General features: G+C 68.3%; 8 protein-coding genes. 5 read left to right on the plus strand and 3 right to left on the minus strand.

What is annotated here, in order from left to right; all coding sequences use genetic code 11:
* Nucleotides 1-6: 6 nt before the first annotated feature.
* Together cckA and G391_RS14035 are read left to right on the plus strand one after the other, a co-directional pair.
* Nucleotides 7-2109: a cell cycle histidine kinase CckA gene (cckA, locus tag G391_RS14030; protein WP_084169157.1), complete on the plus strand. Its 2103-nt coding sequence runs from the start codon at nt 7-9 to the stop codon at nt 2107-2109.
* 75 nt (nt 2110-2184) lie between these two features.
* Nucleotides 2185-3819 (plus strand): M28 family peptidase, encoded by a 1635-nt coding sequence (locus G391_RS14035; protein ID WP_035303931.1) that lies wholly within the window; start codon nt 2185-2187, stop codon nt 3817-3819.
* Here the strand turns inward: G391_RS14035 and G391_RS14040 are convergent.
* A complete protein-coding gene (locus G391_RS14040; RefSeq protein ID WP_051257179.1) occupies nt 3804-4697 on the minus strand; it encodes a polysaccharide deacetylase family protein in 894 nt (297 codons plus the stop codon). The genes G391_RS14035 and G391_RS14040 overlap by 16 nt on opposite strands.
* Before the next feature lie 408 nt (nt 4698-5105).
* Here G391_RS14040 and G391_RS14045 point away from each other — a divergent pair, with 408 nt between their 5' ends.
* Nucleotides 5106-6128 (plus strand): serine hydrolase domain-containing protein, encoded by a 1023-nt coding sequence (locus G391_RS14045; protein WP_051257180.1) that lies wholly within the window; start codon nt 5106-5108, stop codon nt 6126-6128.
* 80 nt (nt 6129-6208) lie between these two features.
* The gene (locus G391_RS0106205; RefSeq protein ID WP_029086752.1) at nt 6209-8074 is read left to right on the plus strand and encodes a DUF885 domain-containing protein; all 1866 of its coding nucleotides are present in this window, start codon (nt 6209-6211) and stop codon (nt 8072-8074) included.
* Nucleotides 8075-8132: 58 nt separating this feature from the next.
* On the opposite strand, the gene G391_RS0106210 is transcribed toward G391_RS0106205, so the two are convergent.
* Nucleotides 8133-9680, minus strand: a complete 1548-nt coding sequence (locus G391_RS0106210; RefSeq protein ID WP_029086753.1) for a GNAT family N-acetyltransferase — start codon at nt 9678-9680, stop codon at nt 8133-8135.
* 111 nt (nt 9681-9791) lie between these two features.
* Here G391_RS0106210 and G391_RS0106215 point away from each other — a divergent pair, with 111 nt between their 5' ends.
* Complete coding sequence (locus tag G391_RS0106215; RefSeq protein WP_029086754.1) at nt 9792-11621, plus strand: DUF885 domain-containing protein; 1830 nt, start codon at nt 9792-9794, stop codon at nt 11619-11621.
* On the opposite strand, the gene G391_RS0106220 is transcribed toward G391_RS0106215, so the two are convergent.
* A complete protein-coding gene (locus G391_RS0106220; protein ID WP_029086755.1) occupies nt 11618-12034 on the minus strand; it encodes a DoxX family protein in 417 nt (138 codons plus the stop codon). The two genes, G391_RS0106215 and G391_RS0106220, sit on opposite strands and share 4 nt — an antisense overlap.
* Nucleotides 12035-12117: the final 83 nt, after the last annotated feature.

The following is a 12117-nucleotide window of genomic DNA, read 5'->3' on the forward strand; positions in this document are numbered from 1 at the left end:
TCGACAATGAGCCAGGCGACCCAGACGCGGCGTTTCGATCCGTGGCTTCTGATGGCAGCGCCGCTGTTCATGCTGGCGGTGGCCGCAGCGGCCTACCCGGCGTTCCGGGCCGACCCGACGTCGACGCCGGGGATTATCCTGTTGGTGGGCCTGACCGTGACCGCCGTGGTGGGGCTTTTTGCCTTTGGGCGCGTGTCAGATGTGACGCCGCATCTGGAAGCGGATGACCTGCTGGGCGCGCTGGAAGAGCCCTCGGCGGTGGTCAGCCCCGATGGCCGTGTTCTGGCGGGGAACCCCGGATGGAAGGCGGCGGCTGCGGGCGTGCGTCGGTTGCCGCGAGGCCGGGCGGCCCCAGGTCTGTATCAGGCGTTCGCCGAAGCGCGCGAGGGCCGGACCGGGCGGGCCTCAGCCCGGCTGGAGGGGCAGGACTGGGAGCTGCTGGTGTCCTGGGCGGGGGCGGAACGCTATCTGGTGCGCGTGGCCCCTGAGGCGGTGCTGGCCCCCGAACTGGCCGTTCAGGCGATCGAGCCGATCCGCGCGATGGATACTGCGGGGCAGAGGGCGGCGGCAGCCGGGGCTCCGTTCGGCTCGGCGGTCGTGCGCGGATCCGACCTGTTCGAAGGTGAGGTGGTCGAGTGCAATGCCGCCCTGCCGGTCTTGTTGGGCGGGCGGGCGCGCCCCAGTGCGCGGCTGATTGATCTTCTGGATTCGAACGGGATCGAAGAGGCGCGCGACAAGATCGCCGCCGGGTCGGTCGGGCCGCTGGAGTTGCAGACGCCGGGGCCGGAGGCGCGAACCCTGCACCTGTATATTGCGCCCGAAGACGGCGCGCGCCGGGTCTGGCTGTTCGATGTGTCGGATCAGAAGGCGCTGGAGCTGCAACTGAACCAGTCGGCCAAGATGCAGGCCATCGGCCAGCTGGCCGGGGGCGTCGCCCACGACTTCAACAACATCCTCATGGCCATCGAGGGCCAGGTCTATGATCTGATGCTGCGCCATCCCGTCGGGGATGCCTCCTACGGTGGGCTGAACGAAATCCGTCAGAACGGGGTGCGAGCGGCCGATCTGGTGCGCAAACTGCTGGCGCTGGCGCGCAAGCAGACGGTGCGGCGTGAGCGGTTGGATCTGGGTGAGCTGATCTCGGAATCGGAGGTCTTCCTGCGCCGCCTGCTGCGCGAGGATGTGAAGCTGGAAACCGACTATGGGCGCGACCTGCCCGAGGTGATGCTGGATCGCAGCCAGTTCGAAACGGCGGTGATGAACCTGGTGGTCAATGCCCGCGACGCCATGAAGGGCCATGTCGGGCCGGGCGAGGGCCGGGTGCGTATCCAGGTCCGCAAGGTTGACAGCCAGACGGCGCGCGCCGGTGGCTGGCTGGATGCGCCGGGTGACGACATTGCCCTGATCGAGGTGTCGGACAACGGGCCGGGCGTTCCGGTCGAGCTGAAGACCAAGGTGTTCGAGCCCTTCTTCACGACCAAGGCCGTCGGCGAGGGGACGGGCATGGGACTGGCCTCGGTCTATGGCATCGTCGATCAGTCCGGCGGGCACATCGTGCTGGCAGACGGGGAGGCGGGCGGCGCTGTGTTCCGTATCTACCTGCCCGCAGCCAAGGCCCGGACCGAAGAGGAGGTGGCGGCCAAGCCGGCCGCCAAGGCCCCGCGCCAGCCGCGCGACCTGTCGGGCGCCGGGCGCATCCTGTTTGCGGAGGACGAAGGTTCGGTGCGCCTGATCACCGCCAAGCTGCTGCGCGCGCGCGGCTATGAGGTGATCGAGGCCGAGAACGGCGAAGAGGCCCTGGCTCTCGCTGAGGCCAACGCCGGCAAGATTGATATGCTGGTGTCGGACGTGATCATGCCGGACATGGACGGGCCGGGCCTGTTGCGCCACGCCCGGCCGTTCCTGGGCGATATCCCGGTGCTGTTCATCTCGGGCTATGCGGAGGCCGAGTTCTCGGACCTCTTGGAGGGCGAGGCCAATGTCGCCTTCCTCGCCAAGCCGATCAGCATTCCGACCCTGGCGGGCAAGATCAAGGAACTGCTGCGGCCCGAGGCTGAGGCGGTGGCCGAGCCCGAGGTCGCTTCTGCCCAGGAAACAACGGCGGCCTGAATCGCCGGATCGAGACGGGCGACAGAGCGCCAAGGCCGCGCTAGGCTTGTCTCGAATAGTGTTCGGGAGCCCCTCATGCGTTCATCCATCCTTGCCCTGATTGTCGCCCTCAGTGTGCCGGGGGCCGCCCTGGCCCAGGAGATTGATCCCGTCCGGCTGAACGATCATGTGCGCGAGCTGGCGTCGGATGCTCTGGGCGGGCGGGCACCGGCCAGCCCGGATGAGGGTCCGACCACGGACTATATCGCCCATCAGTTTCGGCTGATGGGGCTGGAACCCGGCGGCGATGACGGCAGCTATTTCCAGATGGTGCCCCTGTCGCGGACGACGCGGAACGGCCCGGCGACGATTTCGGTTCAGGGAGCCGATGGCTGGACCCGCGCCCTGGAATGGGGGCCGGATCTGGTGATGACCTCGGATCGGCCGGTTGAGCGGATCACCGTCACCGATGCGCCGCTGGTTTTCGTGGGCTACGGCGTGGATGCACCCGAGCGTGGCTGGAATGATTTCGGCGATGTCGATCTGACCGGCAAGATCATGGTGGTGATCGTCAATGACCCCGACTTTCAGGCCCCCGAGGGCCATCCGGTCGCCGGGCGGTTCGACGGCCCGGCGATGACCTACTACGGGCGCTGGGTCTATAAATTTGCCGAGGCGGCGCGGCGGGGGGCCGCCGGCGTGCTGGTTATCCATGACACGCCCGGTGCCGGCTATCCGTGGACCACGGTGGTGAGTGGGGCGAGCGCCCCGCGCTTTGACATTGTGCGTCAGGACTGGGCGGCGGAACGGGTGCCGTTCCAAGGCTGGATCCAGGGGGATGTGGCCACCGAACTGTTCGCGCGGGCCGGGCTGGACCTGGCGGCCCTGCGTGAGACGGCGCGCACCGATGCCTTTGAGCCGGTCGAGCTGACGGGGCTGACGATGTCGGTGGATTTCGCCCAGACGGCGGATCGGGTCGAGAGCCGCAATGTGGTGGCGGTGCTGCCCGGGGCCGGGCACCCGGACGAGACGGTCATGTTCGGGGCGCACTGGGACGCCTATGGGCGTGGTCCTGCCAACGCAGAGGGCGACGACATCTACAATGGGGCGGTCGACAATGCGACGGGCGTGGCGGGTATCCTGGAGCTGGCGCGGGTGTTCGCCGAGGGGCCACGCCCGGATCGCAGCCTGATGTTCGTGTCGTGGACGGCGGAGGAATCCGGCCTCCTGGGGGCCTATCACTATGCCGCCCACCCGCTGCGGCCGCTGGAAACGACCGTGGCCAATCTGAACCTGGATTCCCTGCTGCCGGGGGCCGAGGTGACGCCCGAGGTGGTGGTCATCGGCATGGGCAAGAATACGCTCGACGGTCTGTTGGCCCCCTATGCCGAGGTGGAGGGGCGCACCCTGATCAACGACCCGGCTCCGCAGGCGGGTGGCTTCTATCGGTCGGACCATTTTCCGCTGGCGCTGCGAGGGGTGCCGGCCCTGTTCGCGGCGGCGGGCTTTACCGGGGCCAGCCCCCAGAGCGCGGACTATGTCGCCCACCGCTATCACCAGCCGACCGACGCCTGGGATGCGACGTGGACGATGGACGCGGCGGCCCAGGACCTGGACCTGCTGTATCGGGTGGCGCGTGACCTGGCCAACAGCCGGGCCTGGCCGGAATGGAACGAAGGGACCGAGTTCCGGGCCGTGCGGGAGGAAAGTCGGGGTCAGCGCGCCGACTGAGGCGGGGTCGTCAGCGGGGCCGGTTGCGTGGGTCGCGCCGAGATCCGCACGAAGCGATAGCCGCGCCGGTTCAAGTCATCGAGCAGGCCCGGCAAGGCCTCGACCGTGCGGGGGTGGATCTGGTGCAGGATCAGGGTGCCGCCGTTTGTGGCCTCCAGATTGGCGACGGCGCGCCTGTGAACCTCGGCGGCGCTGATCTGCTTCCAGTCATCGGCGTCGGCCTCGGCCCCGACAACGATGATGCCCTCGCGGTCGAGCCAGGCGCGCAGGCGCGGATTGTCGTCCAGGCCCGGAAACCGGAAGAAGGGCTCGGCCACACCGGGCGCTGCCGCCGCGTTCAGGGAGACGAAACCACGATGGATCTGGGCCTGGCCGGCTTCATCAGACCAGCGGGACAGGTTCATCGGATGGGACCAGCTGTGGCTGGCGACGCCGTGGCCGCGGCGGATGGCCTCGCGGACCAGTTCGGGGCGTTGCTCGATCATGGTGCCGACATGGAAAAAGACCGCCTGGATGCAGCGTTCCTCAAGAATGTCGAAAACGCGCTGGTCACCCCGGGTGCCGGGCCAGGGGCCGTCATCGAAGGTGAGGGCGACCGTGTGCGGCGGCAGCGGCGTGCGCGGGTACTGGATATCGCCATAGCCGGCTGCGGACGGTGCGAGCACGATGACCTCGGTATGGGCGGGATAGGCCGGGTTTGTCGGGCAGGGGCCGCCCGGATCGAAGGGCGGTGGCGTGGCCGGGGCCGGCTCCGTCGCGGCCGGGGTGACGGGGAGGGGGGCGGAAGATGCGCCGGATGGGTCGATGCCGGAGGTTGCGCCCGCGCCCAGACCATAGCCGAACGCCACCGTACACATCATCAGGACGAGCCGCCGCATTCAGCGCGCCCCCGTGCTCGGGCGCACTGACGCCGGCACCCGAATGGTGCGTGGACGCCCCGCGACTGGCATGACGATGTCCCCTCCGTCCCGCCGATTAAGGTTACCTTGAGCCAGGGGATCGCCCCTGTCGCGCCAATTCGCGTGAGGAGAGGCGTGGGACGACGAGGTTCGCCCTATCTCCACCTCGTCACCCTCGGGCTTGACCCGAGGGTCGCAGGGGCCGCGGCTCAGCTCTTCCCGGACAGGACGCTCAACCCGACGTCCGATCCTCGGGTCGAGCCCGAGGATGACGAACAGAGATGTTCGCTATTTGTTCCTGACTGTCAAGGACGAGACGCGGATGTAGCTTATCGCCCCAATCCCGCCGGGCTTGACCCGTAACGGCGGGCGCGAGAGTTGAGACGAATGGGCTTTCTGATGGATCTGACGCGGCGGACGATGACGGTGGCAGGCGGGGCGTTTGCGGCGCTGGGCCTGGGGTCGCGGGCGCAGGCCCAGGCGATGGACGGGCCGTTCCGCGATGCCCTGACCTATTCGGACGAGCGGGGCGGGGTGTCGGTCCTGGTCCAGCGGGGCCCCGAGGTGCTGCTGGAGGCCTATGCCAACGGTGGCGGGCCGGAGCGCGACTGGCCGATCCATTCGGGGACCAAGAGCCTGTCCGGGGTGATGGCGTGCGAACTGGTGCGCGAGGGCTGGCTGGATTTGGATGCGCCGGTCAGCGACATCATCACCGAATGGCAGGCCGACCCGGCCAAGGCGACGATCACGACGCGCGGCCTGCTGAACCTGACGTCCGGGCTGGTGGCCGGCGGGTTCGGCGCGCCGCCGACCTATGACGAGGCCGTGGCGGCGGGTTTGCAGACCGCACCGGGCGCGCATTTCGAATACAATCCCGGCCCGTTCCAGGTGTGGGGCGAAATGGTGCGACGGATGCTGGCGGACCGGGGCTATCTGCCGGACGTGCTGGGATTCTATCGCTCGCGGGTGATTGATCCGGCGGCGGTGCAGGTGGCGGACTGGCGGCTGCACGGGGGCCAGCCGACGCTGCCGACCGGGGTGCGGCTGACGGCGCGCGAATGGGCGAAATGGGGCCGTTGGGTGCTGGACGGGGCAGGTGGCGCGGACCTGACGCCGTGCTGGACGGGATCCGAGGCCAATCCGGGATATGGCCTGTGCTGGTGGCTGTTGCGGCCGGGGCTGATTGCGCCGGCGGCGCGCAGCGGCATGGGCGACGACGGGGCCGAAATGGCCGAGCGCGGCGAGGACATCCGCCTGGCCGCCGGGGCCGGCGAGCAGAAGCTGTATCTGTTGCCCGAGCGCGATCTGCTGGTGGTGCGTCAGTCGCGCGGGTTCGGGACGGCGCTGGCGGGGTTTGTACCCGGCTGGTCGGACACGGAGTTTATGCGGCGGGTGCTGCGGGGGCTTTAGCCTTACCAACCTTTCACTCGCCCCGGATGAGGGGCGCAGCTAGGGTCCGCGCCTGATTTCCAGGCTGGGAGGCCCTGACCATGATTGACCGCCGCCATCTGATGATGACCGCCACCGCGGGGGGCGCACTGGCCGTGTCCGGGTGTGGACTGCGGATGCCGGGCATGGAGCCGGTCGCGCCCGTTTCGCCGGAGACGGCGATGAGTGGGTCGGACCCGCAGGTCGTCGCCGCGGCGAACGCCATCTATGATCGCGCCTTCCAGCAGGCCCTGGGGAGCAGCCCCGAGGGGCTGACCAGCCTGGGCCTGGACCGCCAGCCTCTATTTGCCTGGGCCCGGTCGCGGCTGGATGACCGCACGGTGGTGGAGTTCAACCGTCAGGCCGACCAGAACCGTGTCATCCTGAATGAGCTGAAAGCCCTGGACCGGTCGCGCGTGACCGGCATGGATGCCGTCAACTATGACACCCTCGTCTTCGTCGGGGAGACGGCGGAAGAAGGCCGGCAGTTCGACTACGGCGCGCGCGGCTTCCCGCAGGCCTATGTCGTCAATCAGCTGGCGTCGGCCTACATCGGCATCCCGGATTTCCTGGACAGCAACCACGTCGTCGAAAACGCCGACGACATGGCGGCCTATCTGAGCCGGGTTGAGGCCTATGGCACGGCGCTGGACCAGGAGACGGAGCGGGCCATAGCCGACGCCGGGCGCGGGGCGGCCCCGACCGACTTCATGATCGACAAGGCGCTGTTGCAGTTGCGCGGCGCGCGCAGCACGCCGGCGACGCAGGCTGTGCTGACCCTGGCGGCGACGCGCAAGGCGACCGAGGCCGGCCTGCCCGACGCGGGGCCGGAGGCGGCGCGCCTCATCGAGAGCGTGGTCTATCCGGCGCTGGATCGCCAAATCGCGGCCCTGGAAGCCATGCGACCGACCGCGACCCACGACGCGGGTGTGTGGCGGTTGCCGGACGGCGAGGCCTATTACGACTGGGGCCTGAAGACCTTCACCACCACCAATATGACGGGCGAAGAGGTCCATGCCATGGGCCTGGAGCAGGTCGCCTATATCGAAGGCCAGATGGACGCCCTGATGCGCCAGAACGGGCTGACGCAGGGCACGACCGGCGAGCGGCTGACGGCGATGGGCCGCGACCCGCGCTTCCTTTATCCGAACACGGACGAAGGCAAGGCGCAGCTGCTGGCGGACTTGAATGGCCAGATCCAGGTGGTGACCGAGCGCATCCGGCCGCTGTTCGGCCAGCACCCGCGCGCGCCGGTCGAGGTGCGGCGCGTGCCGCCGTCGATCGAGGCCGGGGCACCGGGCGGCTATTACAACTCGCCGTCGCTCGATGGCACGCGACCGGGCGCCTATTACATCAACCTGCGGGACACGGCGGAGAACCCCAGCTGGACCCTGCCGACCTTGACCTATCACGAGGCCAATCCGGGCCATCACTGGCAGATCACCCTGGCCCAGGAGGCCGAGGGCATTCCGATGATCCGCAAGGTCGTGGGCTTCTCGGCCTATTCGGAGGGCTGGGCGCTCTATGCCGAGCAGCTGGCTGACGAGATCGGGATGTATGCGGACGATCCCTGGGGCAAGATCGGCTATCTGCAGTCGTTCCTGTTCAGGGCGGTGCGCCTGGTGGTGGATTCGGGCATGCACAAGCTGCGCTGGAGCCGCGAGCAGGGCATTCGCTACATGACCGAGCATCTGGGCGAGCCGGAATCCAACTGGGTCACCGAGATCGAGCGCTACTGTGTTTGGCCGGGCCAGGCCTGTTCCTACAAGGTCGGCCAGACGGTCTGGGACACCCTCAGAACCGAGGCGCGCCAGACCATGGGCGACCGCTTCGACCTGGCCGGCTTCCACGACGCGGGCCTCCTGGCCGCCGCCATGCCGCTGGCGGTGCTGGAACGGCGCATCCGCGACTGGGCTCGCTCGGCGTAAGGAAGTTGCGTCTCCTCCCCCTCCCCAACGGCTTCGTCGTCAGGGAGGAGACGCGTGGCTACCCCCCGTCGGCCCACACCGTCTTGTAGAGATCAAACCGCCGGTCGCGCAGGTTGCGGACGGTGCCTTGCGACTTGGCCCAGGCGAGGTCGGACAGGTCGAGGTCGGCGACGGTAATCGTCTCGACATTCTCGGTGGCTTCGGCGGCGATGCCGTCGCGCGCGAACGGGAAGTCGCAGGGCGTGAGGATGCAGGACTGGGCGTACTGGACGTCCATGTTCTCGACGTTCGGCAGATTGCCGACATTGCCCGACAGGGCGACGTAGCACTGGTTCTCGATGGCGCGGGCCTGGCTGCAATAGCGGACCCGCAGATAGCCCTGACGGTTGTCGGTGCAGAAGGGCACGAACAGCATCCGCGCACCCTCGTCGACCAGCCGGCGGGCCAGCTCCGGGAACTCCGAATCGTAGCAGATCAGAACGCCGATCGGGCCGCAGTCGGTGTCGATGGCGTGGACCCGGTCGCCGCCCTTGATGTTCCACCAGTGGCGCTCGTTCGGCGTCGGGTGGATCTTCTCCTGGGCATGGACCGAGCCGTCCCTGAGGAAGACATACGCAACATTTTGGATGTCGCCGTCGTCGGTGCGGGTCGGGTGCGAGCCGCCGATGATGTTGATGTTGTACTCCACCGCCATCTTCCTCAGCGCCTCGACAAAGCGCGGGGTGTAGCGGGTCAGGGCCTCGATGGATTCCGCCGGGGTCAGCCGCTTGCGCTCCAGCGCCAGAAGCTGAAGCGTGAACAGCTCCGGGAAGATGACGAAGTCGGAGCGATAGTCCGAGGTGATGTCGACGAAATATTCGATGTTGGCGATGAACTCGTCGAAGGACGACACCTTGCGGGCCTGGAACTGGACCGTGGCGATCCGCACGTTCTCCTTCATGGCGAAGGCCGCGCCCTTGCCGCTGTCGTCCGTATAGTAGGGATTGCGCCAGACCATGTGGGCGGCATTGCCCAAAGAGGCAGCGTCTGACGGCAGATAGCCCCTCAACACCCCGATCGGCTCAAAACCCGAGCGCAGGTGAAAACCGATGACCGGATCGCTGACCTTCCGCTCGACGACGGCGTCGAGGTAGGCCTGGGGATCGGCGTACTCCTTCTTGCGACGGGCCAGGCCGGGCATCCGACCGCCGAAGACGATGCCTTTCAGGTTCAGGCTCTCGCACAGGTCGCGCCGGGCGTCATACAGGCGCTGGCCGATGCGCAGGCGTCGGCGGTCGGGATCGACGCAGACCTCCATGCCATAGAACCATTCCCCCGCCGGATCGTGGCGGGCGGCGTAGCCGGCGCCGGTGATGGCGGTCCAGGTGTGGGGCTCCATCGCGGTCTTCTCGTCGATGCGGAAACCGGCGGCGTAGCCGACGATCTCGCCCTCGTATTCGACGACGAACTGGCCGTCGCGAAAGGCGGAAATCTGGCCGCGCAGCATGCCGTCGGTATAGGCGGGCATGGTCTTGTAGACCTTGGCGACCAGGGCCGAGATGGCGTTCAGGTCCGCCATGCGCGCATTGCGGATGGTCAGGACGGCGGGCTTTTTCGTTTCGGTCATGGGGTGTCTAACGCCCAAGGTTGGGTTCGGATCAACCTAAAACCGTGATCGGCTTGCAGGATGGGGCCGCGGCGGCTCTATTCGTGGGCCTGGGAATTGGGAGTGCTTGCCATGATGAACCGTCGTCACCTGTTGATGGGCGCCGCCGGCGCAGGGCTGCTGGCCGGGTGCGGAACGCTGCCGGGCGCGCCGGCGACCGGCGGCGGTGCACGCGATCAGGCGCGGGCGCTGTATGATGCGATCTTCGCCCAGGTTCTAGAGGCGTCGCCGATGGGAGCGACGAGCCTGGGGCTGGACAGCGGCGAGCACGCGGCGCTGAAGGCGCGGCTGGACAGTCGGACCTATGCGGATCGTCTGAATGTGCTCAAGCCGCTGGCGGCGGCGCGGGACGGCCTGGCCGGGATCGACGCCGGGTCGCTGAGCGGGCGGGACCGGTCCGACCATGACACCGTGACGTGGATGGCGGGCATGGCCGGCGAGATCGCCGCCTTCCCGTTCGGCGGCGTCGACAGCTACATGTATCCTTGTCCCTATGTGATCAGCCAGCTGACGGGGCTGTATCAGGCGGTTCCCGACTTCCTCGACAGCCAGCATTCGGTCGAAAGCAACGCCGACGCCGAGGCCTATCTGGGGCGGCTGGAGAGCTTCGCCGAGGGCATGACCCATGAGGCCGAGCGGGCGCGGATGGATGCTTCGGATCATCGCATCCTGCCGCCCGACTTCATCATGGACAAGGCGCTGGCCCAGCTGCGGTCGCTGCGCGGGAACCTGGACGCGATGCTGGTCCAGCCGCTGGTGCGCAAGACCAACGAGGCGGGCGTGGCGGGCGTGTGGGACGCGCGCGCCGCACAGATCGTCAACGGGCCGGTGGCCCGTGCGGTCGACGCCCAGATCGACTTTCTGACCCGGCATCGGCCGCAGGCCGTGCACGACGCCGGCATCGGCGCGCGGCGTGACGGCGAGCGGTACTATGACATGTGCCTGAGGTTCCAGACCTCGACGGGCCTGAGCCCGACCGAGGCGCACCAGATCGGGCTGGATCAGGTGGCCCAGATTCAGGCCCTGGCCGATCCGCTGCTGCGGGCGAGAGGCTACACGGACGGGTCGGTCGGGGCGCGGCTGACCGCCATGGGCCGTGACCCGGCCTGGCTTTATCCGAACACGGACGAAGGCCGGGCCGAGCTGCTGGCGGATCTGAACCGTCAGGTGGCGGCGGTGACGGCGCGGATGCCCGAAGTCTTCGCGCGGATGCCGCGGGCCCAGGTCGAGGTGCGGCGGGTGCCGCCGGCCATCGAGCTGGGCGCGCCGCGCGGCTATGCCCAGTCGGGTTCGCTGGATGGGTCGCGGCCGGGGGCCTATTACATCAACCTGCACGACACGACGATCTGGCCCAAGTGGGCGCTGCCGACCCTGACCTATCACGAGAGCCTACCGGGCCATCACCTACAGGGCTCGCTGGCGCTGGAGGCGACGGACACGCCGATGCTGCTCAAGATCCTGGGCTTCAACGCCTACGGGGAGGGTTGGGGTCTGTATGCCGAACAGCTGGCGGCGGAGTTGGGGATGTATGATGCCTTCCCCGAAGGGATGCTCGGCTTCCACCAGTCGTTCCTGTACCGCGCCGCGCGCATCGTCATCGACACCGGCCTGCACCACCACGGCTGGAGCCGCGAACAGGCGATCGCCTACATGATCGACACCGTCGGCCTGGCCCCCGGTGCGGCCGAGAGCGAGTGCGAACGCTACTGCGTCTGGCCGGGCCAGGCCTGCGGCTACAAGATCGGCCACACCGAAATCGACCGCTTGCGGACCGACGCCCGCGAACGGCTGGGCGACCGGTTCGACATCAAGGGCTTCCATTCGGCCGTGCTGGACGGCGGGGCCATGCCGCTGGATGTGCTGGGCCGCGTGGTCGATCAGTGGGTGGCGGGGGTCCGCTAGCTGCGACCGGGTCGGTAGGCCCAGGCGGTTGCGGCCAGGCAGGTGAGCAGCAGGACGCTGTACTCAACGCCATTGCGGCCGGCCCCGACCACGAACCAGCCGAAGGGCAGGTGCACCAGCACCAGGCCGAGTGCCAGAATGCCCATGTGCGCCAGACAGGCCCAGAAGACCCAGCGGCGCGTCAGGATCAGCACCGGCCCGACCCATTCGATCGCCGTGACCGCCGTGGCCCAGGCGATACCCATGGGAAAGCCGAGCCCGTCGAGCCAGTCGCCGAAGGGCGCGACGCCCCCGGCCAGGGCCCGATAGACGCCGTGAACGAGGATGAGCAGGGCGGTGACGATGCGGACGAGCTCCAGACCCTGTGCGGCGCGGTCGGGCGTGGCGGCGGGGCCGAGCAGACGGGTAGTCATGGGGAGAATCTCCTGATCCTACGTTCGATAGGGGGCAGGCCATATGCGGCGCGATCAAGGCGAGAAGAGTGGTGACTGATCGG

This window comes from Brevundimonas aveniformis DSM 17977 (assembly GCF_000428765.1).
Classification (GTDB): Bacteria; Pseudomonadota; Alphaproteobacteria; order Caulobacterales; family Caulobacteraceae; genus Brevundimonas; species Brevundimonas aveniformis.

Bases quoted from the DNA above. Each gene is read 5' to 3' on its own strand.
- G391_RS0106205 (WP_029086752.1), top strand. From the start codon at position 6,209: ATGATTGACCGCCGCCATCTGATGATGACCGCCACCGCGGGGGGCGCA.
- G391_RS14040 (WP_051257179.1), bottom strand. From the start codon at position 4,697: ATGCGGCGGCTCGTCCTGATGATGTGTACGGTGGCGTTCGGCTATGGT.
- G391_RS0106210 (WP_029086753.1), bottom strand. From the start codon at position 9,680: ATGACCGAAACGAAAAAGCCCGCCGTCCTGACCATCCGCAATGCGCGC.
- cckA (WP_084169157.1), top strand. From the start codon at position 7: ATGAGCCAGGCGACCCAGACGCGGCGTTTCGATCCGTGGCTTCTGATG.
- G391_RS14045 (WP_051257180.1), top strand. From the start codon at position 5,106: ATGGGCTTTCTGATGGATCTGACGCGGCGGACGATGACGGTGGCAGGC.
- G391_RS14035 (WP_035303931.1), top strand. From the start codon at position 2,185: ATGCGTTCATCCATCCTTGCCCTGATTGTCGCCCTCAGTGTGCCGGGG.
- G391_RS0106220 (WP_029086755.1), bottom strand. From the start codon at position 12,034: ATGACTACCCGTCTGCTCGGCCCCGCCGCCACGCCCGACCGCGCCGCA.
- G391_RS0106215 (WP_029086754.1), top strand. From the start codon at position 9,792: ATGATGAACCGTCGTCACCTGTTGATGGGCGCCGCCGGCGCAGGGCTG.